The organism is Bacteroides bouchesdurhonensis, assembly GCF_900155865.1.
Taxonomy (GTDB): domain Bacteria; phylum Bacteroidota; class Bacteroidia; order Bacteroidales; family Bacteroidaceae; genus Bacteroides; species Bacteroides bouchesdurhonensis.
This window is the reverse complement of sequence record NZ_LT707006.1, coordinates 3,153,074-3,177,584: the sequence shown is the minus strand read 5'-3', so window position 1 is coordinate 3,177,584 and position 24,511 is coordinate 3,153,074. Positions and strand designations below refer to the sequence as shown.

Below are 24,511 nucleotides of genomic sequence, written 5' to 3'. Positions count from 1 at the left end.
ACCTAAAATTATATAATAAAATGGATAAAAATATCGCTAACGCAATGCTTATGCGCCTGAATAAACAAGACCAAGTTGCGGCTTTGCAATCAATCGGTTTTACAACCGTCAATGAAAATACCCCGGCGAGTGACATCGCCAAGTATATGCAATGGGCAGGTACACTTCTTGACCTTTCTTTGGCTACGCTTCGAATCGAAGACGGTGAACAAGTCTTTTTCACGGCTTCCGAATGGAACTCCATGAGCGCGAATAACCGCTCCAAGTATATCCGTATCGGCATCCGGCTACGTGCCGAGTGTCACCAGTTCATTATCGCCAAAAGCGACTGTGTCGCCGCCGATGGTACGAAAACCTTCAAATGGGGCGGCTACGGCACAGACCTGCGCGGCCTGAAAAACTACGGCAGTGGTAACCAAGGACTCTATGATACGTTCGACGGCAAAGAAAATACCGATGTTATAATAGAAACCCTTGCAGGCGTCAAGGACACCCAGGGAACTGTCGGTGCCCCTGCCGCCGAAGTTGCCAGAGCCTATAAAGCCTGTACGCTTGAATCTGACGGAATTGAAGATACAACCGTGTGGAACCTGCCCGCATTGGGTGAACTTATGCTTATGGCCAAGTATAAAACCGAAATCAATGAGCTCATAACTTCTATGTTTGGTAATCAAAATATATTTACAAACGACTGGTATTGGTCTAGTACCGAATATGACGCTTCCAGCAGTTGGACCGTGGGCTTCGGCAGCGGCATCGTCAACGCGTACGGCCGCCAGGGCGCGGGCCGGGTTCGTCCCCTCGCCGCAATAAACACTTTATCCCTTTAATTCTTTATCCCTTAGAGGGTTAACTAAATAAAAGCCCCGGTAGGGGCTTTTTGGTTTCACTTTTTTGAGCTAAAATTGTGTTAATTGCTTTACAGTTATTAACTTTGCGCCCTCTAATACATACATTAAAATATTAAAAAATTAACATGGCACTTACACAAGACCTTCCTATATCAAATTCGATGTATAAGCTTCTGAACCTTATCATTGATGCCCGGCAACAATTCCCCAAGGCGTTCCGGTATGAATTTGGTACGGAGTTGATGATGCTTGCCGTTCATTGTTGCGAATATATCCGTTATGCAAATACAGATATGAACCTTGAGCACCGTGCAGATTATCTGATGAAGTTTTTGTGTGAGTTTGATGCATTGAAATTACTGCTAAGAGTGTGTGAAGAACGACATTTGACCAGCCTGACTCAAACAGCCGAAATCTGTCTGCTTGCAGAGAGTATCGGTAAGCAAAGTACCGGCTGGTACAAAAAAACGGTTGCAGATCTCCAACGGCAAAAAGCTAACGGATCGCAACAAGTCGCAAAGCCGGAGTCATAATCGCCAAGGGGATTATGAGTGAGCAATTAGAATTATTTATTGGGCATCCCCCCGGTGATGAGCCGGGAAAGACTAAGATAGCGGATGCAACGGCTTCCAGCAGTTGGAACGTGAACTTCAACAACGGCAACGTCAACACGAACAACCGCCAGAACGCGAACCGGGTTCGTCCCCTCGCCGCAACAGGTAATATAATCTATGACATACTTCTTAGCAGTATTTTCGAAGCATCCGAAGATTGTGCCAGGCAGAAAAGAACGAGTACGGATTGTGTTGAGTTTTATAATGATTATCAGTCTGCATTGGTGCGGCTATGGTATTCTATTATTTACGGTGAATATGTACCGGACTTTTCAAAAGTATTCATACGGACTTACCCGGTATATCGGGAGGTTTTTGCCGCCGCTTTCATTGATCGTGTTGTCCATCACTGGATCGCTCTTCGTATCGAGCCGATTTTAGAGGAACGTTTTCGGGAACAAGGGAACGTCTCGAAGAACTGCCGGAAAGGTGAGGGATGCTTGTCTGCCGTGCACTATCTGAATAACATGATAGTCGAGGTCAGTGAGAATTATACTGCTGATGCGTACATTTTCAAAGATGACCTGTTCAGTTTCTTCATGTCTATCTCGAAATCGTTGGTATGGGAAATGCTGAACATATTCGTAAGGGACAATTATAAAGGCGATGATATTGAATGTCTGCTTTACCTTCTAGCCGTTACTATCTTTCATTGTCCACAAAATAAGTGTATCAGACGCTCTCCCGTCTCCATGTGGGACAAACTTCCCAGTAATAAAAGTCTGTTTCATAATGACCCTGACAGGGGAGTGGCTATCGGGAACCTGCCGTCGCAACTCATAGCCAACTTTCTGGCGTCTGTATATGATTATTTCGTGATGGAAATACTGGGATTCATGTATTATGTACGCTTTGTTGATGACTTTTGTATCGTAGTGAAATCACCGGAAGAAATATTGTCCAAAGTCCATCTTCTTGATGGTTTCCTGAAAGAACAACTCCTTTTACGGTTGCATCCACGCAAACTGTATCTTCAGCATTATAAAAAAGGAGTCTTGTTTGTAGGGGCGTTCATTTTGCCTGGTAGAATTTATGTATCTGACAGGGTGGTTGGTAACACATATAACGCTGTCAGGAAATTTAATAGAATAGCTGAAAATGGATTTGCAGAAGCGTATGTTGAGAAGTTTGTGAGTACGATGAACTCTTATTATGGCCTGATGAAACACTTTGCAACGTACAATATCCGCCGTAGAATTGCAGCGATGTTACTTCCTGAATGGTGGGAATATGTTTATATCGAAGGACATTTTGAAAAGTTTGTATTGAAGAATAAATATAACCATAGAAAACAACTAATTAAACATATCAAAAGACATGGATCAAAAAAATATCTTACCGCGTGGGATTGCTAAGCCTATCGAGCAACAGCCGGACGGAACTTGGATTGTACGTCATCACTTCCGGGTGGTTGGTACCAGTGAGAATGGTGAAGAACTAGTAACTTTTGCCAGTTCGGAATATCCCGAGAAACCTACCTTGCAACAGATTCAAAGAAGTATTGACCGTTATCGGGTGTGTCTTACAATGTATGGAGATACGATTTCAGACGAAATAGAAAAGGTTGATCTTTCCGTGTATATGTTTACGGATTAATAGTTCAATCTGTTGGTTGTTTAGGGGTGCTTATCAAGCATCCCTTTTTTATTTATGGAAAAAGTGAAAATTATAATGTCTTGTTTTATAGATATTTATCATAGAATTGATTTCCAAGATTTTCCATTTTTGTAAAACTCGTTATTATACTCAATACATTTGTTCCATACAGAATATTTTATTAATAATTAAACGCTATGAGTATGGGTATAAAAGTATTGTATGATTGGCTTTTGCAATCTAACCGACCGGCACACGTCAAAGCCGGGATGTTCGTCTTTGTTGTAATGCTTGTTTTCTGTTTCCTTCTATTAGGCATTGATTTCTGTAAATCTGCTATTGTTTCTTTAACGACAACCGCCATTGCCGCAATAGTGGTTGAGTACATTCAGAAAAAGTGCGGGTTCATCTTTGATTGGCTTGACGCATTAGCTACTGTTTTGCTTCCTGGGCTGATTACTGTGTTTTCAATATTGGTAGTAACTTTATGATTAATATTATGAGATGGTTATATGAGTTATTTAATGTAGACCAGATACGAATTATTTTCGTTTCGATGTTCAGTTCTCTTCTTGCTTATTTAACGCCGACTAAAGGTTTTCTTATAGCATTAGTTGTAATGTTTGGATTTAATATTTGGTGCGGAATGAGGGCTGATGGTGTTTCAATTATACGTTGTAAAAACTTTAAGTGGGATAAGTTTAAAAATGCCTTGGTCGAACTTCTCCTCTATCTTATAATCATTGAGGTAGTCTTCTCCTTTATGACCTTGATAGGAGACGGTGAGAACTCATTGTTAGTTATTAAGACTATTACGTATGTGTTCTCTTATGTGTATCTTCAGAACGCATTTAAGAATCTAATTATTGCTTATCCTAAAAACAAAGGGTTTCGTATTATCTATCATGTAATACGCTTTGAATTTAAACGGGCCACGCCTACACATGTACAGGGAATTATTGATAGAATCGAGAACGAATTAGATAAAGAGGAAAAGATATGAAAGTATTGATTGATAATGGTCACGGTGAAAATACACCTGGTAAACGTTCACCGGACGGAAGATTGAGAGAGTGGGCGTATTCAAGAGAGATTGCCGATATGGTAGTAGTAGGATTGCGCAAGTTGGGAATTGATGCCGAGCGCATCGTTAAAGAGGATACAGATGTTCCATTGTCTGAGCGATGCCGACGGGCTAATGCTATTTACAAGGAAGCAGGTAAAAAAGCTATCCTTGTATCTATTCATTGTAATGCAGCCGGCAATGGTAGTTCTTGGATGAGCGCAAAAGGTTGGAGCGTGTTTGTATCGAATAATGCTTCTAGTAACAGCAAAAAATTAGCAGACTGCCTGGGACAAGTAGCAGAATGTATTCCGGTTCCCGTCCGAAAGCAGATGCCCGGACGGGAATACTGGGAACAGAATCTTGCCATCTGTCGGGATACTAATTGTCCGGCTGTATTAACAGAGAACTTCTTCCAGGACAATAAAGAGGACGTTGAGTACCTTTTGTCTCGGGAGGGTAAAGATGCAGTTGCTCAGATACATATTGAAGGAATCGTTAAATACCTGGGATTATGAAAGCCTTGATTTATATAACCATGTTCCTGATGTCGGGAATATGGTTTTCTTCATGCAAGACTTCTCGCAATATTGAGATGCATAAACAGGTTGATTACTCCAGAGAGTTTCAATATCTCCGAAATGTTATTGAATCACTACGCCTAGATGTGAATAAGCAAACGAAGATTACATCAAAGAAATTAAGCGATCTGAAAATTGAGAATAAGACAGTAGATTTATCCCCTCCTGATTCGTTGGGTAAGCAGTATCCTATAAGAGAAAGTACGACTACGGCTTCAAAGAAAGAACAGGAGAATATGAAAATAGATGAAACCATGCTGCTAACTATGCAGCTTTTTTCTAACCGACTTGATACGATTAGTAATAAGGTCGATGCTATGCTAGATCAGAAAGAGAAGTTAGTTGAACTATCGTGGTGGAATTTACACAAACTGGATGTATATGCAGCTGCATTTGGACTAATTATTATTGGATTTAAGATATATAAGGTAGGAAAAAAGTAGTATATTTGCCTAATATTTATATGGATATGGCAAAAAAAAATGTAGCAAATAATAACAAAAGCAATGTAGATATTGTTAAGGAAATAATGATATATATCGGTGCTATAGTCACAGTTTTTGGTATTGGATATAAAGCTGGATGTTTTTATATGGAAATAAAGTGTACAGAAAAATATATTCAAGAGATTGGACATTTACAAAGAGAGCGTGAGAATTTAAAATCGGAATTGGATTTATGCCGAAATAGTAATACATCTGTGACAAGAGAAGAGTTTGAAGAATTGAAAAGTAATATGAATAAATACAATAAACAATATGAAGTTAAAAATTGAATATAGCAAAATATTTGGAGGAGTGTCCATTGTCTTAATCATCAGCCTTTTTGCCTCCTTGATTGTACTTTTCGATTATTCAGATTCACTTAAAATTGAGCTTGCAAATAGAGATTCTTTAATTGAGAATTTGAATAAAAAAGATTCAATATTGCAAGAATCAATAAAGGTCGTGGATACTATAAGAAGTGGTAAATCAGAGGTTAATATTAGTGAATTGGTAAAATATGCCAATAGTCTAAGTGACGAAATTTTACAATTGCACAAAAAAATAAACTCACTAAATGATTCTGTTAGATATTACAAGATATACCATGATTTAAGTCAACGGTATTTTAATCATAAGTATGTTGTTACTTCAAATGCAAGCGGAGGGAGAAATTATTCTCTTGATCCAAATGCTGTTAAGAAGAATGTATTGGAAGAGTGTCAAGCGAAATATAATAAAAGTGAAAGGGAAAACATAAAATTAAAAAATCAAATAAGTGAATATCAGCAAGTTCTAAAATGGTATGGAATACAGTTAAATGCGAAAAATGAGAATGAAAGTATAGTATTTCCTAGTCCCTATTATGCCCCCAAAATAGATTCTGCATTTATCTTATTAGAAGTTTATAGAGATAAGTTGAAGTATAATAAAGAAAATAAATCATGGAAGGTGGGTAATAGAGTAACGTTTACCACGATAAAATCAAGTACAGTGAATACATCAAAGATTGATACTGTTGTTTATAGAAATCCGCAACCAGTATCAGAAAAACGCATAAAGTAGAACTTGAGTAAACCTACGAACTATTTATGTTTTAATAAACTTAGCAGTTTACTTATTCACAAACAAATTATTGCCCCGTCTCCCTGATTCGGGGCTTTTCTTTTGCTCATCTCATTTATAATTCCTATATTTGTGTACAGACGTGGATGTCTGTTGTATCATCTCTCTACGTGGAAGATTTGCTAGATTTTGGGTTTGAGAGATAATACGTTATTTACTCCAAAAAGGATGAGCCTTGACTAAGTGTAGTCAGGGCTTTTTTTATTAATATCATGAATTTGGTGTACTAACGAAGTGCTAATGACTAACAATATGTTATCTTTGTATTACAGTTTACATAATTATTAATAAAAAAAAATGCATCATGGCACTAACTGATTTTTTTAGAATTAATCTTCCTTATGGCATTGTCCGAGATTCTAAAGGTAGATGGTCTGCTTTCAACCGGGAGTATTTACCTCTTGGATGGAATGAAAGAGAGGATTCTCCGGTAGATATAAATTCTGATAATGCTTTTGGGAATATTCCCATCCATACAGAGTATGAGAAAGTAACAGAAAAGAAGCTTTTTGAAATTGCAGGAGATGAAAAGTTTGTAGAGAGAGATACTGATGGGAAAATTAATCGTATTTATTTATACAATGACAGAACTAATCCTCAATCATCAAATGAGTATTGGAATGATTATTTTTCTAAAATAAAACTTTTGAGCCGATTTGAAAGAAAATAAGTTTCTTTTAATCTAAACTTCAAGAATTCCGTTTGAAATTAGAAAATAATAAAATAGAGGTAGCCGAATAAGCTACCTCTTTGTTTTGTAATCCTTCCGATCAACAACACACACAATCAACACACTCTCAAGAAGGCTTACATAAGATAGTACTAACATATAAATGAAAAGTTCGGTAGGGGCATAAAAAAAGTGAGGGGAACCACCCCCTCACCAAAGTCAAACCAAAATAATCCGAATTATGTCCGTATTATCTTGATGTTGCAAAGATACTACTATTTTTTGATAAAGCAATAAAAATCCCTGCATCGGCTCAAATGCAGGGATGGTGTCAAATAAGAGCTTAACTGATCTTTAATGATGTCTGATGAATCATTTCGCTAACATCGTTCAAAGCGTTCAGGAACGTTTTGAGTTCATTGTCAGTAAAGCGAGCCTTTTTCCCGTTGACTATATTCCCGTTAATACGCTGATATAGCCAGTTTCTACTTTTACCAAAATATTTCTTTGCAATATAACTGAATGAGATTGCTTCGGGCAATTCTCCAAGTTTATCACGTAATATGGCTTCTTCCACTCTTTCTATATAATCATTGCAGGCATTTACCGTTGCTTTTAGCCCGGCTTCAGATGCTTTTTTGTAGGCTTCCTTTTGGGCTTCCGGTAGTTTATTATATTTATCCTGCATTTCCTTTTTGAAAGCTTCTTGTTCTTCTGTGGTTTTTAGTTCTTTGAATCTTTCAAAGTCAGCCTGCATTTCTTTTGTTGGCAGGCAATCATTCCAATCTATCATAGCTTTTAATGTTTGTCCCTCCCCGAAGGGAGGGATGTTAATTACAACTTCTTTAATTTCTCTTGGATTTCGTTCATCCGATCGAGTATGTCATTTATAAGCGCTTCCCGTTCTTTGGCATTTTCAGGAACCCCATAGACCTCGTGAAATGAAGCGAGAAGTTTTAAATTCTCATACTCTTGTTCTAATTCTTTTTTTTCTTCATCTTTCATCAGTTAAACATTAAAATTAAGAACTCTTATTTGACACTACAAAGATAATAAGCATTTGGTTATTATGCAAATTCTTAGTGATTTATTTTATATGTGATTATTCATTTTTCAAGTTGTCAAGTATTTCCCTGATTGCTTTATCAGCGTGTTTTCTCATTATTGTGACATAGTTGAAGATTGGCCTATCTTCTTTCATTGATTGCCCGATACAGTATTCCAGTGTACTAAGAGGAATTCCCAGGTCATATCCATGTTGGACGAAAGATTTGCGGGCTGAATATAGGGTGAATTTATGCCTGATTCCTGCCACCTTACCTAATTGACTGATTTTCCTGGCCAGCAGGTTATAGCAGGAGGTATAGTTCTTGTATTTCCCGAATATGATTTTCCCTGTATTCTTTTTCATATACTTTTTTATAATGGGCTTTGCTTCTTCGGGAATGGAAAAGGAAATCAGGGAGTCCCCCTCTTTGGTGTTTTTGGTCTTTTTTCGGATGTAGTTTATTTCATCTGTCCGGAAATCGTATGCTAGTATGTCTACTAGGTTCATGCCGGCAAGATAATAAGTAAGCATGAAAATGTCCCGTGTGACGTTGAGATTGTAATGCTCTAAATTGGCGTCCCTGATTGTCTTGAGTTCTTCGACGGTGATTTGCGTTTCCCTCTTTTGGGCTGATGGAATTCTGGCTGTGATGAAAGGGTCGATATCGTAGGTGACGTATCTCATCTTTATGGCATAGTTGATAATAACCTTTAGCAGGGTTATGTAGATGTTGATTGTGGTGCTTGACAGTTTTGTCTTTTTGAGCCATGATATGTACTGGTTCATTCTGATAGGGGTAATATGTTCCATGAGAGAACCGTTCCCGATGAATTGCATAAACTTGTTTGTGGCCAGCCGATAGAGTTTGTATGTCTTGGTACGTTCTTCTTCATCTATTTGGGACAGATATTCATCCACGATATCCTCGAACTTACGGTGCTTTTCTCCGTTTAACGGGTTAGTTATCATTTTGACTAATTGCGTGCACGTGAGTGAATCAGGGTAGTCCAGTTCCATGTATCGCTTGAAATAAAGGTTGTATAGCTGTTGTAATTTCGTATTGAGAAAATCCTTGTCTGGACGGTGTACTATTTTACCGTTCTTAAACTCGTTTTCCCTTACCACTATATCCGTGGTGATGAATCTCGTTTCAGAGTTGTGTGCGACTCGAATTCTTATTTTGTGTGTCCCGTCTGATAACCTTTTTGCGGGAACTATTACCAATGTTAATGTAGCCATAATTTGTGTTTTTAGGGTAAAAATGGCGTTTTCGACCATTATTTTTTTAACATCCTATTGTAATTTACTTATAATCAGATTCTAATCCGGGAATTTTCCGACCATAATCCGACCATTTTATAGCGTCAAAAGTGACGTTTTTGCTCTCTATTATAGACTACTAATTGATAGGAAAAATAGTTCGATTGTGCTTTTAATATTCTGTATATCAATAAAATAAAAATCGGAAGCTCATGCTCGCTTGCAGGCTTCCGATCAACACAAAAACTAAACTAGACTTAACTAAACTATTCTATTCTTGGAATTTCACAATCCCTTTCTGTTCAATGCAAAGATATAGATAAAACCCGGTCTACCAAAGCATAATCGACAAAATTCTATTTTTGCCGATAAATATGCAAACATTAGCTTTAGCTTCTTTCATCAAGAAAAACTTGAAAGGCTTGTTTATAGCTATCACTGATGGGGATATAGGTCTTATCGAAAACAATCCGTCCACGATCAATTATCCTGATTTTATCCTTTTGGACAATATATGAACGGTGAACGCGTATGAAGCGACTAGAAGGTAAAAGCTCTTCCATTGCTTTCATACTCATTAATGACAATATTGGTTTGGGGACATCTTCCGTATATATTTTAATGTAATCTTTTAAGCCTTCGATATATAGTATTTTCTTTAAATCTATTTGTACAAGTTTATAATCGCTTTTTACAAAGATACTATCTTTTTCTTCCGGTTTCTGTGTCAATTCAAACCATTGGAGTGCTTTGTTGGCTGCTTGTAAGAAATCAACATACGAAATAGGTTTTAGTAAATAGTCGAGTGCATTAACACGGTAACCATCAATGGCATATTGTCCAAAAGCAGTTGTAAATACAATACGGGTGCGTGCATCAACCATTTTAGAGAATTCCAATCCATTTAGTTCCGGCATTTGGATATCCAGAAAAAGAAGATCTACTTCTTGATCCGGCAACTCTTTCATAGCTTGCACTGCACTAGAATACTGCCCAATAAGTTGTAGAAATGGAGTCTTGTTTACATAACTTTCCAGTAGGCCGAGCGCTAAAGGCTCATCATCAACGATAGCACAACGTAACACCATAATACTTTGATATTTAATACTTAATACTTAACCTTAATTTTGATTCATATACCTTACCGTCTTCAGAGATCTCTTTTGACCAAGTGTAAGCTCCGGGATAAAGTATCTCCAGACGTCGGCTTACCTGTTCTAAGCCCACGCCGGAACCACTTTTATCCATCATGTTTTTAGGATGATTACTATTCCGGATATTACATATTACTTCTTTATCGTTTTCAGCAAGGCAGATATTGATAAAGCTAGGTTCGGTAGGAGATATACCATGTTTGAACGCATTTTCGATCAGAGATATGAAAATGAGTGGGGCAATAGGTGTCTGACTGTCCGGCTGAATATTGAATTGAGTTGTCATTTGTACATTAGATGACAACCGGATACGCATCAGTTCGATATAGTTGCGTATGAAATCCACCTCCTTACATAGTGGAACATAAGTCTGCTGATTATCGTATAAAACATATCGAAGCAATTTACTTAACTCCTGTACAGCTTGTTGTGCCTTATCTGTATTAAATGCGATTAAAGCATATATGTTGTTCAAGGTATTCAACAAGAAGTGAGGATTTAATTGATTACGTAGATTTTTCAGTTCCGCTTCTGCGCGACTACGTTCCGCTTCCTTACGAGCGGCTTCAGCTTTACTCCAGCGTGCACTCATACGAATCGCAGCACTCAGGCCAATTGTAAAAACCAGACTCAACATGTCTCTAACGAAAAATAACCAACCCGGAGGCATATTCGGTCGTTTAGGTTTGGGAGCTAATGATGGATCGAATGTTAAACTTTGCCAGAAATGCAATAATACTCCAATGGCACAGAGCAGGAGAATATTATATGTAATATATCTCTTAGTCTGGTTTTGGAAAAGATATTTTGGAACCAAAAGGAAATAGTTAATATAAAACACAATCATAAAAGAGAGTGGGACAGCAGCATGCCGTATATAGGCCATCCAATTTATATTTCCATTTCCCCGCTCAACGAAAAAGAATGGAAATCCGAACATAATCCCCCAGCTGATAATATGTATCAGTATTTCCAGGGGACGACGTGCGGATGTAAAGGTTTGTTTCATAAAGACAAAGATAGTTTTTTATTCGTATCTGATTGCTTCAATTGGATCTAAATCTGCAGCTTTTTTTGCAGGATACCATCCGAAGAAGACTCCCGTAACAGTACAAACAGCGAAAGAAAGGAAGACACTCCATGGTTGTATAAAGATAGGCCAATGTGCCACACTCTTAACAACCCAGCTTGCCCCACAACCAATTACCACTCCAATAATACCACCAGTGATACTGATCATAATAGCTTCGATAAGGAATTGACTGAGAATATCAACTCCACGTGCACCGACAGACATACGTAAACCAATTTCACGAGTACGTTCAGTCACAGAAACATACATGATATTCATAATTCCGATACCACCAACCACAAGGGAAATTCCGGCAATACAAGCAAGTAAAGTCGTCATTAAATCTGTTGTAGAATTTAGCATTGTACTTAATTCTTGTTGTGTACGGATTGTGAAGTCATCTTCATCCGAAGCTTTAAGTTTATGGTTACGGCGAAGAATCTCACTAATTTCGTTAGTAGCATAATCCGTCATATCTTCTGTGAGAGCAGAGGCATAGATACCTTGCAAATAAGTAACTGCTAACAGACGTTTCATTACTGTGGTATAAGGAGCCAGCACAATATTATCCTGATCTTGTCCCATAGAGTTGTATCCTTTAGCTTTGAGTACTCCTACAACTCGGAATGGTATTTTGTTAAAACGGATAATTTTTCCGATAGGATCATTACCACCCGGGAAAAGATTATCCACAATTGTTTTACCAATAACACATACTTTGGCAGAGCCTTGTATATCGGCTTCCGTAAACATGTCCCCATTCTCAACGCTTAATTGACGGATCTCGAGATATTCTAATCCGACACCACTAACAGAAGAAGGGTAATTGTTATTACCGGCAATGAGTTGTCCCGATGAAGAGACATTCGGACTGATGGCAGCCAGGTAATTCGTTTCATCACGCAAAGCTTCGTAATCAGTAAGTTTCAATGTTTGCATCGCTGATGGGTCTTGACGAACACCTCCGCGTCGGTCGGCTCCCGGATGAATCATAATCATGTTCGAGCCCATTTCAGAAATTTGCTTCTGGATACTTCTTTTGGATCCTTGCCCGATGGCAAGCATCGTGATAACCGAAGCGACGCCAATAATGATACCTAGCATAGTAAGAAAAGCACGAAGCTTATTATTAGCTAAGGCCCGGAGAGCTATCTTAAATAAATTGGTTCCATTCATAATTTAAATCATTTAATCTTCCTCATTTTTCGGCAATGCAGCTAAAGCCTCAGTAGCAGATAGAATATGCGAATTAATAGTATCTTCTGTGATATGACCATCACGTAAACGAATATTCCGGCTACTATATTGCGCAATTTCGGGATTGTGCGTTACGAATATGATAGTACGTCCTTCCGCATGAAGTTTTTGGAACAATACAAGTATCTCAAATGAGGTACGTGTATCGAGGTTACCTGTGGCTTCATCGGCAAGGATAACTGCAGGATTGTTTACCAAAGCACGTGCAATGGCTACACGTTGCATCTGCCCACCGGACATTTGATTGGATTTATGTTCCAATCGATCACCCAGCCCTACAGCCTGTAAAGCTTCGATTGCACGCTGCCGACGTTCTGTTGCACTGATTGAAGAGTTATACATGAGTGGCAACTCTACATTTTCTACAGCTGTTGTTTTAGGCAACAGGTTATAACTTTGGAATACAAAACCGATTTTACGGTTTCTCAGCACAGCACGTTGAGGCTTACTCATTGTACGGACAGAGATTCCATCGAGCAAATATTCTCCGTTACTAGGAGTATCTAGGCAACCCAATGTATTGAGCAATGTAGATTTACCAGAACCGGAAGTCCCCATGATAGTGACAAATTCACCTTCACAAATAGTGAACGAAACGCCTCGTAACGCATGGACAGTTTCTTCTCCTACCTGAAAGTCTCGTTTGATATTTTGAAGTTCGATTACTTTTTTCATATTAGCCTCGCCCCAACCCTTTCTAAAGGAAAAGGAATAGGGGGTACTTTTTTTGATTAATAATTAGTCTCTAAATACTCTGTATATAGTCGAATCCGATCTCCAGTTCTTTAATTTTTAATAGAGAGCTGAGGAAAAGTTTCTTTTTACTTTTTCTTCTTACTTCCCGGATGGCTAGGCATGAAAGGACTTTTCTCAGTATTTTCCTGATCGGTTTCAGCTGTAACGGCTTCTCCAGGCATAGCACCGATAGTAGCTTCTGTCACAACATTAGTACCTTCAGCAATTCCACTGATGATCTCTGTTGAGATTCCATTACTGATTCCTATTTCTACTGGATGGGCAGTAAAGGTGTTTCCTTCACGAGTCCATAATTTATGTTCGCCTTCACAGTCATTTACGATATCATTCTTGCCAATTAGCGGTTCTTCCGGAGTGAAACGTAAAGCTCTGTTTGGAACAGATAATACATCTTTCTTATCTAGAATATAGATGGTAACATTGGCTGTCAAACGAGGTTTCAATTTCAAATCAGGATTAGGAGCCGAAATTACTACTTCATAGGTAACGACAGTGCTGCTGCTAGAACTAGTGTTGCTGCTAGAACTGCTTGCATCACCTAAACGTATCTGTGTTACTACTCCGTTAAACGTATCATTCGGATAAGCATCTACAGTAAAGCTGGCGCGCTGACCTTCTTCAATACCACCTATGTCAGCTTCGTCAATGTCAGCCACAACTTGCATCTGTGTCAAATCGGCTGCAATGGTAAAGAGGGTGGGAGTTTCAAATCCGGAAGCTACCGTTTGTCCTTCTTCTACGTCACGGCTAATAACTACGCCATCAATTGGTGAAGTAATGGTTGCATAGGACAAATTACGTTCAGCTTTTGCTAATGAAGCTTTGCTACTATCATAAGAACTTTTAGCTTTTTGAAAATTGTATAACGCTTGTTCAAAGTCAGTATCACTAATTAATGATTTATCGTGCAATCCCTTGCTACGTTCATAATTTTTCTGTTGATATTCATATTCAGCTTTTGCACCATCATAAGTAGCTTTTTGAGAGGCAAGTTCACTTTGCAAAGTAATACGGTCCATTTCTGCAATTAACTGTCCCTTGGTTACTACTGAATTATAATCTACATAAATTTTATCGATGATACCAGATACTTGCGTACCGACTTCTACTTCTGTCACCGGTTCAATGGTGCCTGTAGCAGTCACTGAATTGGAGATGTCGCCTTTGCTGACATTAGCAGTTGCATAAGTGACTTTGTGTTTAGCAGGAGAACCAGTAAAGAACCAGATTCCTCCACCCACTACCACGACGACTGCCACAGCGATTAGGATAATCTTTTTTGTTTTCATTCTTTTTCTATGTTTTTACTTATTTATAATGCTAATTTATCTCCCTGATAGAACTTCAGCAATTGTGCATTTAATATTGCCATATATTTAGCCTGAAGTTGCTCTTGTTGTGCTTGCAACAAATTATTCTTTTCTGTGAGGAGCTCGACGGTATTTTTCATACCCATATCGAATTGTTCACTAATTAAATCGTAGCTGATCTGAGTACTTTTTAGTTTCTCATTAGCTGCTATATAACGTTGTTGTGCACTATTGGCATCTAGCCAGAGACCTTCGATCGTTTTATAGAGAGCCTTTTGCTCGTCAAGTAAAGATAGCATACTTGTTTCACGTTGCAATACGGCTTTTTGTACAGCACTCTTTGTCTGGCGATTATTAAAGATAGGTACACTAACGGATAATCCGATCGAATTATTCCATCCGTTTTTCATCTGTTCACCAAAAGTGAAGTCACTACCACTTGTATGATTCGTTCCAATTCCTGCACTAAGACTAACGCTAGGGAGGTAACCTGCTTTAGCAATATCGATACCCAATTCAGATGCTTCTACATTCAGTTTACTTGCTTCAATTTCCGGGCGGATTGCGAGAGCGTTGGCATAAACATCTTTTTTAGTCGGTAGCGGAGAAAGCACGCTGTTGTCGGACAAGGAGGGAAGATAGATATTCATTTCATTCTCCCCATCTAGTTCGAGCAATTGTTTTAGTTGTAATTTGTAGTCCTGTAAAGTGGCTTGCGCTGTAACGAGTTGATAACGATCTGTGCTTACTTGTGCTTCCAATTGAGCAAAATCACTTTTAGCAATACTTCCTGCATTTAAAAGTTCTTGTCCGCGGTCGCGTTGTGCAATAGAGACTTGCAATGTATTTTCATTTACTTTCACAGACTCTGCTGCATAAAGAATTTGTATATAAGTCTGTGCAATAGATTCCTGAATACTGTTTTCCGAAGTCGCTACTTCAAGTCCGGCTACCTGATTATTCAGTTTTTCCTGTTTAATGGTATTAAGTCGTTTGTTGCCATTGTAAATAGTCCAAGAAGCGTTCAAACCATAGTTACCATTATAGCTGGTTTTGCTTGTACTTCTGATGATCTCGCTTCCACTAACAGTGTTACTTGATTCCTGATATGGACGATTTACCATATTTTGACCAGTAGAAAACGACAAGCTGGGAAACAGAGCAGCTTTTGCTGTCTTGACATCAATCTGCGTACTTTCCGCATTAACCCGATTCTTACGAATAGTAATATTCTGCTGCAAAGCATAATCGATACACGATTGCAAATCCCATTGAGCTGGGGTTGCCACTTCGTTTTGGGTATCAGTTTGCACAGAAGAATTCTGGGCGGATATGCCTGTCAGTATACCCGTTCCCAGAACTGCTATCACTGCCAATCTTTTTACGTTTATCATATTTTGTTGCTATTGATTTTACTGATGCGAAGGTACGTACATCTAATATTAGGTGCAAAAACGATAGACAAATGTCGATATTTCCCCGTTAAATGATTTTTTTGTGTCGATAGGAAGGTATTATAGGAAAAAGTGTATAAATCACTCAACATTTTAGCCTACTTGTTTGTTTTAATTATAAAAATTGTATATTTGTACTAATTACAAATCCTAAGTATCCGATTATGAAGAATGCACTACTTGGAGTCTGGAACTTTTATCTTGATGGTTTCCGTAGTATGACCTTAGGTCGTACACTTTGGCTTATTATTCTGGTGAAACTATTTGTTATGTTCTTTATACTTAAATTCTTCTTTTTCTCTGATTTTCTCGGCGATTATCCTACGGATGCAGATAAAGCTGATTATGTGGGAAATGAATTAATTCAACGTGCACTCCCAGAGAAAACTACTGATTATTAAACTTAAAATCCGATAAGATTATGATTGAAAGTATTGACACCTCGCTGATCGATTGGTCGAGAGCCCAGTTTGCAATGACAGCTATGTACCATTGGATTTTCGTTCCACTCACCCTTGGACTAGCAGTGGTGATGGGAATAATGGAGACGTTGTATTATAAGACAGGTAATGAGTTTTGGAAACGTACTGCCCAGTTCTGGATGAAACTGTTTGGCATTAACTTTGCTATTGGTGTGGCAACCGGATTAATTCTGGAATTCGAGTTTGGTACGAATTGGAGTAATTATTCATGGTTTGTAGGGGATATTTTTGGTGCACCACTTGCTATTGAAGGTATTCTGGCATTCTTTATGGAAGCCACCTTTATTGCTGTTATGTTTTTCGGATGGGAGAAGGTTAGCAAACGTTTTCATTTAGCTTCTACTTGGCTGACTGGCTTAGGTGCTACTATTTCTGCTTGGTGGATTCTTGTTGCTAATGCTTGGATGCAACATCCGGTGGGGATGGAATTTAATCCGGAGACTTCCCGTAATGAGATGGTTGATTTTTGGGCTGTAGCAACTTCTCCAGTGGCTGTCAATAAGTTCTTTCATACAGTGTTATCCGGTTGGGTACTGGGTGGAGTTTTTGTAGTGGGTATCGGTTGTTGGTATTTACTTAAGAAACGCAATCGTGAATTTGCACTTGCCAGTATTAAGATTGGTGCAATCTTTGGATTAGTAGCTTCCTTGCTTTCTGCATGGACAGGTGATGGTTCCGGATATCAAATAGCGCAGACCCAACCAATGAAGTTGGCCGCTGTAGAAGGTTTGTATGAAGGAGGTAATAATGTCGGTTTGGTAGCTATTGGAGCATTAAATCCTGAGAAGAAAACATATGATGATGGGAAAGAACCTTTCCTATTCCGAATAGAAATTCCAAGCTTCCTTTCATTTTTGGCTGAACGGGATGCGAATGCATACGTTCCCGGAATTACAAATATCATTGAAGGAGGTTATCAGTTAAAGGATGGTTCAACTGCGCTTTCGGCACAGGAGAAGATTGATCGTGGAAAAACAGCTATTGGTGCATTGAAAGCATTTAAAGCTGCAAAGAAGGCTGGGAATGAAAAGGATGCAGAAGTTGCACATGCAGTATTGAAAGAGAATATGCCTTATTTTGGTTACGGATATATTAAAGATGTAAATGAGCTGGTTCCTAACGTACCTTTGAATTTCTATGCTTTTCGCGTGATGGTAATATTGGGTGGTTATTTTATCCTGTTCTTTATTGTTGTGCTTTACCTTGCATATAAGAAAGACCTGAGTAAAATGCGTTGGATACATTGGATTGCCTTATTGACTATTCCTTTGGGATATATTGCCGGACAAGCAGGTTGGGTAGTAGCCGAATGTGGTCGTCAGCCATGGGCTATTCGCGACTTACTTCCTACAACGGTCGCTATTTCAAAATTGGATGTAAGTTCCGTACAGATTACATTCTTTATTTTCTTACTTTTATTTACAGTCATGCTGATAGCCGGTATCGGAATAATGTTGCGGGCTATTAAGAAGGGACCGGAGGGATTAAACAAATAATATGAAACTTAAAACTAATAACTCATGTATATACTTCTTCAACAATATTGGTGGCTGATTGTATCCTTGCTTGGAGCCATACTCGTATTTTTGTTATTTGTGCAAGGAGGAAATTCATTGTTGTTTTGCCTTGGTAAGACAGAAGAACATCGCAAAATGATGGTGAATTCTACAGGACGTAAATGGGAATTTACATTTACTACACTAGTAACATTCGGAGGTGCTTTCTTTGCATCTTTCCCATTGTTCTATAGTACTAGTTTCGGAGGTGCTTATTGGCTATGGATGATTATTCTATTTAGCTTTGTTTTGCAGGCAGTTAGCTATGAATTCCAAAGTAAAGCAGGAAACTTGTTAGGTAAAAAGACTTATCAGACTTTTCTGGTAATTAATGGAGTAGTAGGTCCGTTGTTGTTAGGTGGAGCAGTTGCTACCTTCTTTACCGGTTCGGATTTTTATGTAAATAAATCAAATATTACGGATACGATTATGCCGGTTATCAGTCACTGGGGAAATGGTTGGCATGGATTAGATGCGCTGACAAATATTTGGAATGTGATTTTGGGATTGGCTGTGTTCTTTTTAGCACGTGTGTTAGGAGCTTTGTATTTTATTAATAATATTAGCGATAAAGAATTAAACACAAAGTGTCGCCGGGCGGTATTGAACAATACAATATTGTTTCTAGTATTTTTCTTAGCATTTGTAATTCGTACATTAGTATCAGATGGCTTTGCTGTAAACCCCGATACTCAAGAGATTTATATGCAGCCATTTAAGTATTTTACCAACTTCATAGAGATGCCTGTTGTTTTGGGACTGTTTCTAGTTGGAGTTATATTAGTACTTTTTGGAATAGGAAAGACTGTTCTTAAAAAGACTTTTGACAAAGGTATTTGGTTTACAGGAATTGGAACTGTATTGACTGTATTGGCTTTGCTATTAGTAGCAGGATATAATAATACAGCCTATTACCCATCTACTACGGATTTGCAAAGTTCTTTGACGTTAGCCAATAGTTGTTCCAGTATGTATACGTTGGAAACAATGGCATGGGTTTCTATTCTTGTTCCATTTGTGATTGCATATATTTTCTATGCATGGCGGAGTACTGACAACAAGAAGATCACAGAGAAAGAAATGGATGAAGGTGGACATGCCTATTGAAATAGAATTTAAACATACTTGTTAGGTTTTAGAATATTTATAAGGGCATTGGAGTGACTAAAAATAAGACTACTTCATTCTGTTAATAGAATCTCTAAAAGTTTTGTTCTACTTTTAGGGGGTATTTCAGAATGGAGTAGTCTTACATTATTTTAAAGTATGCAACTCCCTTATTTATTCACTACATTTTCCGGAGTTCCGGCAATAAATGCTTGTAAATTGCTGATTGCGATATTCATCAACCGTTCGCGTGCCTCTGAAGTAGCCCATGCGATATGCGGAGTGATGTAACAGTTCTTTGCTGTAAGTAACGGATTATCAGCACGAGGAGGCTCTGATGAAAGTACATCTACTCCGGCTGCATAAATCTTGCCATTATTCAGCGCATCAGCAAGATCTTGTTCGTTAATTAGCGGTCCGCGACCAGTATTGATCAGGATTGCCGATGGTTTCATTGTAGCCAGACGGCGGGCATTTACTAACTCGTGAGTATCAGGAGTCAGCGGGCAATGTAAACTGATAATATCACATTCGCTGAACAACTGGTCCATATCCGTTTTTTTTATTTCTGGTGGCAGTTGGAAATGTGATTTGGAAGTTACTGCATACACTTGCATGCCGAAGCCGATAGCAACGCGCGCAGTAGTATATCCTGTATTTCCCAATCCGATGAGGCCAATTTTCTTTTCTCTAAGTTCTATTAATGGAGTATCCCAGAAACAAAAATCCTTACTATTTGTCCAACGACCTTTCCGAACTTCTTCTGAATGATGTTGTACATGCAATGCAATATTCAGGATATGGGCAAATACCATCTGTGCAACGGAAGCAGTGCTATATGCAGGGATATTTGTCACAGTGATACCACGTTCCTTAGCTGCAATAGTGTCTACCACATTATATCCGGTTGCTAATACACCGATATATTTTAGTTCGGGTAGAGCAGCTATAAGATCGCTATTGATAACAACCTTGTTGGTTAGAATTACTTCTGCACCGGCAGCACGTTCTTGCACTTCTTCGGGGGCAGTACGATCGTAGATAGTACATTCTCCGAGAGCTTTCAAACCTTCCCAAGATAGATCTCCTGGATTGGCGGCATAGCCGTCTAAAACTACTATTTTCATAAATATATATTTTGAATTGTCTATTCCTATTTCTTGAACTTTTCTCCCCACAATTGCTGCATTCGTTCAGCATGTTTCTGCTCGGCCGGATTATTCTGAGGTTGCCAGATTCGTTTATCTTTCAATTCATCAGGTAAGAACTGCTGATTTACAAAATTCCCTTCGTAATTATGAGCGTATTTATATTCTTGTCCGTAACCTAACTGTTTCATTAACTTAGTAGGAGCGTTACGGAGGTGTAAAGGCACAGGTAGGTTGCCGCTAGAACGTACCAATTCCAATGCATCATTGATTGCATTGTAAGCAGAATTACTTTTAGGGCTTGTCGCTAAATAGATTGTAGTTTCTGCCAGAGGAATTCTTCCTTCGGGCCAACCGATTTTCATTAGTGTATCAAAGCAAGCATTTGCCAAAAGCAAAGCATTGGGATTGGCAAGACCTATATCTTCAGAAGCAGAAATCACTAATCTACGGGCAATAAAAGCTGGATCTTCACCTCCTTCTACCATACGTGCAAGCCAGTAAATAGCTCCGTCCGGATCACTTCCCCGAATGGATTTGATGAAAGCGGAAATAATGTCATAATGCATTTCTCCGTCTTTATCATATGCCAACGGATTTTGTTGTAGACGTTCAGTTACCATTTCATCAGTAATGACAACCTTATCCTCTGTTTCCGAATCTACAACCAATTCTAAAATGTTTAATAATTTACGTGCATCTCCACCGGAGAAACGTAACATGGCTGTAGTTTCTTTCAATTCTATATTTCGTTCCTTCAGTACTACGTCAGTAGTAATAGCTCGTTGAAGCAATTCTAGCAAATCTTCTTTTTCTAAAGATTTGAGCACGTAAAGTTGGCAACGGGATAGGAGAGGACGAATCACTTCAAATGAAGGGTTTTCAGTTGTAGCACCAATCAAAGTAATGGTTCCCTGTTCTACGGCTCCCAACAATGAATCCTGCTGTGATTTACTGAACCGATGAATTTCATCGATAAACATAATGGGGCTGGATTGTGAAAAGAAACGGTTATTCTTGGCACGATCTATCACTTCGCGCACATCTTTTACACCCGAAGTTACAGCACTTAAAGTATAAAACGGAGTCTCCAGTTTATTGGCAATGATTTGTGCCAAAGTCGTTTTTCCTACTCCGGGAGGTCCCCAAAGGATAAAAGAAGAGATACGTCCCGCATCAATCATTTTTCGCAAGATAGCACCCGGTCCCACTAAGTGTTTCTGACCGATATATTCATCTAAAGTTTTAGGTCGTAACCGTTCTGCTAGAGGTTGCATAATTCTTAGAATACCATTAATACCATGAAGCGGATACCATTTTTATTAATACCCGGATTATCACGATAAGTGAAACGATGCACATATTCGATGTGCAGCAATTTGAATATATTGTATATACCGACACTACCTTCAATGTACGGCACTTTAGGATCCATTACAAAACTGGTAAATTTACCATCGCGGGTAGGAAAACGGAATAGCTCCGGATTACTACTCTTGAATGGATTGTTTTTATCGGTCAATGATCCCCACAAAGCACGTACACGGAACATTTCCCTCCATTTCAGATTCTTGATCAGAGGAATACGATTAAACAGTTTTCCATTCATGTCATAAGAAACGGACATGGAAGCAAAACGGTCATTGAGGAATTCCATATTATTGATCAAACAGAATGTTTCGCGCTGGGTGATGTAAGATAAGTTAGCTTCCGGTAAAATCAGCAATGGGAAAGGCACTACATTCCATTCTGCACCAGCTTTCACGCTACAGTCAATTTTACCCCAGGATGAAGGAAGCCAGAAACGTTTCCAGATACTTGCTTCTGTACGGTTGAAATTGTATTCTCCCCCCAATATCCCTTTGAATCCCATTGCGTGAGTCAATGTAAAGATGGGAGCATCTAGCGAAACAGGCACCCGGCGTTGCTTTGAATTAACAAAAGACTCTCCCGGAGCATATCGTAATGTAAGGCTGGCTTCAGAAGTTGTAATATCATGTACACGCGTTTGTGCTGCATCATTACGCAAATATTCCAGTTTTCCGCAAGGTTCATCGTTACGATGGCGAAGCATTGCTTTTACACCAAATCCTGCTTGAGTTTCCAGTTCGTAATTGATAGTAGCATCACGCATGTAAGACATTTGATCCACCGTTGTCGTTTTCAGAGAAAGGAAGATATTATCTTTATCCGTAAACAGGAATTTATCCATCGGTGACATCACATCATAACTATAAGTCGCTGATATATAATGTTTCGGGAATTCCCATACTACATAATCACGCTTGTTGAAGGAATAAGTCAGAGTCCCACTATATTTCCAACGCTCATCTTTCAGACCATACGCTCCATAGCCATTGAGGAACCAATGTTTATCGAAATGAGCTGTTGTCATGCCACTTAAGCGGAAACGGGTTCCATCAATATAATTACTTGAAATCATTGTATTGATAGGACCGATATCAATTTTACTCGGATGTTCTTTGGTTCCTGTCTCTACAAAGTTCTCGATCAGTGCTTTTGCTCCGAATATAATATATTTGAATCCCGGGATCTGCTCCAGGCGATTTACGAAGATATCCATATTACTCTCTTTCTTCGTCAGTGGTACTTGCCGGACTTCTGCCCAATATTCATCACTTTTCGAGAGCATATCTGCTTCTTTTATTACATCACCTTTCAATCGGAAAAGTCGTGGCTCAATAGGATCAAACAGGTAATTAGTGTATTTCGTTGTTCGTTCTACCTGTAATCCTCCGGCAGTCTTATTGGTATTCCAGGAAAGATCTACCGTCATGTCGTCATCCGCCAATACCCAGTTGCCATTGGGAAGCTGTTCATATTGTTGCACGATATCCATCTGATTTACAAAGTTTACTCCGGTTTTTTTCGGAAGGTTCATGGTACATTTCAGAACTGCATAAGTGGAATCATTCAGGACATAAAGATGTCCTGTAAAACCGAAATCCTGTGAGTTTTGCGGAACGAAAGTCAGATGTACGCATTCACGCTTATTGACCACAAGCGTATCCATGAGATAGAACTTATAAAAAGAAATGGCATTATTGCCTATAGGACTGACGAAACGTTGTTGTAAAAGACGGATTTCGTCATCGTAGATATTAATATCGGCAAATACATCTTTCAGGACTGTTCCCAGCATATCACCTGTAGAGAAGAACTCATCTATACCATTAGAATTCTTTCCTTTAATAATAGTCTTTTTGTTCTGGGGATCCTTCCGGAAGATAGTTTGTGAAGCCGTTTCCTGAACGGAGATAGGAAGAATCAGTTTCTTAGTAGTCTCCGACACTTCCACTTGGTCCTTCAAGAAAGAATACTTCTTATAAATACCTTTTTCCAGCTTTTCCGGTGTCAAATCATTGATAGACATCTTCATTTTCTCGTACTTGTCGTACTGATAGTAGTCGTTCACTTCCAAGGATTGTGCCTTTTTGTGTTCGATTACCTTTTTCATGAAATCGACAGCCGGATTGTTTTTACGACTGTATTTATCCTTCTTGGGTTTCACTACGACCTCATCAATCAGTACATTATCCGTTGATAATTTGACGTTGACAGTTTGGTTACCCGAACCTACTTTTACTGTCTTACTGATGTATCCGATAGCTGAGAATATAAGAGTTCCGCCGTTTTTTCGGGCTTCGAGCTTATATTCACCGTCGATGTTCGTGATAGTACCCAAGTCTTTCTTATCTTGGTAGTAAACCGAGATGTACATTAATGGCTCATTGGTAATAGAGTCCGTAACTACTCCCTTTATCTGCTGTGCAAAAGTATTTGAATTTGCCAGTATGAATAAGAGCAGCATAATTATTTTGTTGTATTGTTGTTTCATAACGTTCGTACGTAGTAGGGGCGCAAAGTTAGCAAATAACTCTAAGTATAACAGATTATATAACTT

At 38.6% G+C, this 24,511-nt stretch carries 26 protein-coding genes; 14 read left to right on the top strand and 12 right to left on the bottom strand.

Features of this window, described 5'->3' with window-relative positions:
• Window positions 1-20: 20 nt before the first annotated feature.
• The 11 genes from CZ225_RS13400 to CZ225_RS13350 all read left to right on the top strand — a co-directional run bounded on the left by CZ225_RS13400 (window position 21) and on the right by CZ225_RS13350 (window position 6,982).
• Window positions 21-830, top strand: a complete 810-nt coding sequence (locus CZ225_RS13400) for an Lcl C-terminal domain-containing protein (protein ID WP_077154450.1) — start codon at window positions 21-23, stop codon at window positions 828-830.
• A 146-nt stretch (window positions 831-976) separates the two neighbouring features.
• Complete coding sequence (locus CZ225_RS13395) at window positions 977-1,384, top strand: four helix bundle protein (RefSeq protein WP_004300306.1); 408 nt, start codon at window positions 977-979, stop codon at window positions 1,382-1,384.
• Between the two features lie 14 nt (window positions 1,385-1,398).
• Window positions 1,399-2,820: an RNA-directed DNA polymerase gene (locus CZ225_RS13390; RefSeq protein WP_004300308.1), complete on the top strand. Its 1,422-nt coding sequence runs from the start codon at window positions 1,399-1,401 to the stop codon at window positions 2,818-2,820.
• The gene (locus CZ225_RS13385; RefSeq protein WP_004300310.1) at window positions 2,783-3,061 is read left to right on the top strand and encodes a hypothetical protein; all 279 of its coding nucleotides are present in this window, start codon (window positions 2,783-2,785) and stop codon (window positions 3,059-3,061) included. Before CZ225_RS13390 ends, CZ225_RS13385 begins: the two co-directional genes overlap by 38 nt.
• A 203-nt stretch (window positions 3,062-3,264) precedes the next feature.
• Window positions 3,265-3,552 carry a hypothetical protein gene (locus CZ225_RS13380; RefSeq protein WP_004300312.1) on the top strand — a complete coding sequence of 96 codons (288 nt, stop codon included), beginning with the start codon at window positions 3,265-3,267 and terminating at the stop codon, window positions 3,550-3,552.
• A gap of 8 nt (window positions 3,553-3,560) precedes the next feature.
• Complete coding sequence (locus CZ225_RS13375; protein ID WP_224440796.1) at window positions 3,561-4,064, top strand: hypothetical protein; 504 nt, start codon at window positions 3,561-3,563, stop codon at window positions 4,062-4,064.
• A complete protein-coding gene (locus CZ225_RS13370; RefSeq protein ID WP_004300315.1) occupies window positions 4,061-4,642 on the top strand; it encodes an N-acetylmuramoyl-L-alanine amidase in 582 nt (193 codons plus the stop codon). Before CZ225_RS13375 ends, CZ225_RS13370 begins: the two co-directional genes overlap by 4 nt.
• Window positions 4,639-5,148, top strand: coding sequence for a histidine kinase (locus CZ225_RS13365; protein WP_077154449.1), 510 nt, complete (start codon window positions 4,639-4,641; stop codon window positions 5,146-5,148). Before CZ225_RS13370 ends, CZ225_RS13365 begins: the two co-directional genes overlap by 4 nt.
• A gap of 26 nt (window positions 5,149-5,174) precedes the next feature.
• A complete protein-coding gene (locus CZ225_RS13360) occupies window positions 5,175-5,480 on the top strand; it encodes a hypothetical protein (protein ID WP_129585807.1) in 306 nt (101 codons plus the stop codon).
• A complete protein-coding gene (locus tag CZ225_RS13355; protein ID WP_077154447.1) occupies window positions 5,464-6,252 on the top strand; it encodes a hypothetical protein in 789 nt (262 codons plus the stop codon). The genes CZ225_RS13360 and CZ225_RS13355 overlap by 17 nt, the downstream gene beginning before the upstream one ends.
• Before the next feature lie 364 nt (window positions 6,253-6,616).
• On the top strand, window positions 6,617-6,982 hold the full coding sequence (locus CZ225_RS13350; RefSeq protein ID WP_004300323.1) for a hypothetical protein: 366 nt from the start codon (window positions 6,617-6,619) through the stop codon (window positions 6,980-6,982).
• Between the two features lie 343 nt (window positions 6,983-7,325).
• Here CZ225_RS13350 and CZ225_RS13345 read toward each other — a convergent pair whose 3' ends face one another.
• The 9 genes from CZ225_RS13345 to CZ225_RS13310 all read right to left on the bottom strand — a co-directional run bounded on the left by CZ225_RS13345 (window position 7,326) and on the right by CZ225_RS13310 (window position 16,233).
• The gene (locus tag CZ225_RS13345; protein WP_022199781.1) at window positions 7,326-7,775 is read right to left on the bottom strand and encodes a DUF5053 domain-containing protein; all 450 of its coding nucleotides are present in this window, start codon (window positions 7,773-7,775) and stop codon (window positions 7,326-7,328) included.
• Between the two features lie 41 nt (window positions 7,776-7,816).
• Complete coding sequence (locus CZ225_RS23900) at window positions 7,817-7,987, bottom strand: hypothetical protein (RefSeq protein WP_022199780.1); 171 nt, start codon at window positions 7,985-7,987, stop codon at window positions 7,817-7,819.
• A gap of 97 nt (window positions 7,988-8,084) precedes the next feature.
• Entirely contained in the window at window positions 8,085-9,308 is a 1,224-nt protein-coding gene (locus CZ225_RS13340; protein WP_004318751.1) for a tyrosine-type recombinase/integrase, read from the bottom strand.
• A 371-nt stretch (window positions 9,309-9,679) separates the two neighbouring features.
• On the bottom strand, window positions 9,680-10,378 hold the full coding sequence (locus tag CZ225_RS13335) for a LytR/AlgR family response regulator transcription factor (RefSeq protein ID WP_077154446.1): 699 nt from the start codon (window positions 10,376-10,378) through the stop codon (window positions 9,680-9,682).
• Window positions 10,379-10,391: 13 nt separating this feature from the next.
• Window positions 10,392-11,453 carry a sensor histidine kinase gene (locus CZ225_RS13330; protein ID WP_077154445.1) on the bottom strand — a complete coding sequence of 354 codons (1,062 nt, stop codon included), beginning with the start codon at window positions 11,451-11,453 and terminating at the stop codon, window positions 10,392-10,394.
• An 18-nt stretch (window positions 11,454-11,471) separates the two neighbouring features.
• A complete protein-coding gene (locus CZ225_RS13325) occupies window positions 11,472-12,692 on the bottom strand; it encodes an ABC transporter permease (RefSeq protein WP_077154444.1) in 1,221 nt (406 codons plus the stop codon).
• A 12-nt stretch (window positions 12,693-12,704) separates the two neighbouring features.
• Window positions 12,705-13,448, bottom strand: a complete 744-nt coding sequence (locus CZ225_RS13320) for an ABC transporter ATP-binding protein (protein WP_077154443.1) — start codon at window positions 13,446-13,448, stop codon at window positions 12,705-12,707.
• Between the two features lie 146 nt (window positions 13,449-13,594).
• Window positions 13,595-14,818, bottom strand: coding sequence for an efflux RND transporter periplasmic adaptor subunit (locus CZ225_RS13315; RefSeq protein WP_077154442.1), 1,224 nt, complete (start codon window positions 14,816-14,818; stop codon window positions 13,595-13,597).
• A gap of 23 nt (window positions 14,819-14,841) precedes the next feature.
• Entirely contained in the window at window positions 14,842-16,233 is a 1,392-nt protein-coding gene (locus CZ225_RS13310; RefSeq protein WP_077154441.1) for a TolC family protein, read from the bottom strand.
• A gap of 224 nt (window positions 16,234-16,457) precedes the next feature.
• On the opposite strand from CZ225_RS13310, the gene CZ225_RS13305 reads away from it, so the two are divergent.
• From CZ225_RS13305 to cydB, 3 genes are read left to right on the top strand one after another with little or no spacing between them, the layout of a single operon-like run.
• Window positions 16,458-16,694 carry a DUF4492 domain-containing protein gene (locus CZ225_RS13305; protein WP_077154440.1) on the top strand — a complete coding sequence of 79 codons (237 nt, stop codon included), beginning with the start codon at window positions 16,458-16,460 and terminating at the stop codon, window positions 16,692-16,694.
• A gap of 20 nt (window positions 16,695-16,714) precedes the next feature.
• Window positions 16,715-18,271 (top strand): cytochrome ubiquinol oxidase subunit I, encoded by a 1,557-nt coding sequence (locus CZ225_RS13300; RefSeq protein ID WP_077154439.1) that lies wholly within the window; start codon window positions 16,715-16,717, stop codon window positions 18,269-18,271.
• Between the two features lie 24 nt (window positions 18,272-18,295).
• Window positions 18,296-19,438 (top strand): cytochrome d ubiquinol oxidase subunit II, encoded by a 1,143-nt coding sequence (gene cydB / locus CZ225_RS13295; protein ID WP_077154438.1) that lies wholly within the window; start codon window positions 18,296-18,298, stop codon window positions 19,436-19,438.
• A 170-nt stretch (window positions 19,439-19,608) separates the two neighbouring features.
• Here the strand turns inward: cydB and CZ225_RS13290 are convergent, their stop codons facing one another.
• From CZ225_RS13290 to CZ225_RS13280, 3 genes are read right to left on the bottom strand one after another with little or no spacing between them, the layout of a single operon-like run.
• Entirely contained in the window at window positions 19,609-20,565 is a 957-nt protein-coding gene (locus CZ225_RS13290; protein ID WP_077154437.1) for a D-2-hydroxyacid dehydrogenase, read from the bottom strand.
• A 26-nt stretch (window positions 20,566-20,591) separates the two neighbouring features.
• Complete coding sequence (locus CZ225_RS13285; RefSeq protein WP_077154436.1) at window positions 20,592-21,863, bottom strand: replication-associated recombination protein A; 1,272 nt, start codon at window positions 21,861-21,863, stop codon at window positions 20,592-20,594.
• Between the two features lie 5 nt (window positions 21,864-21,868).
• Window positions 21,869-24,445, bottom strand: a complete 2,577-nt coding sequence (locus tag CZ225_RS13280) for a DUF5686 and carboxypeptidase-like regulatory domain-containing protein (RefSeq protein WP_077154435.1) — start codon at window positions 24,443-24,445, stop codon at window positions 21,869-21,871.
• Window positions 24,446-24,511 lie beyond the last annotated feature (66 nt).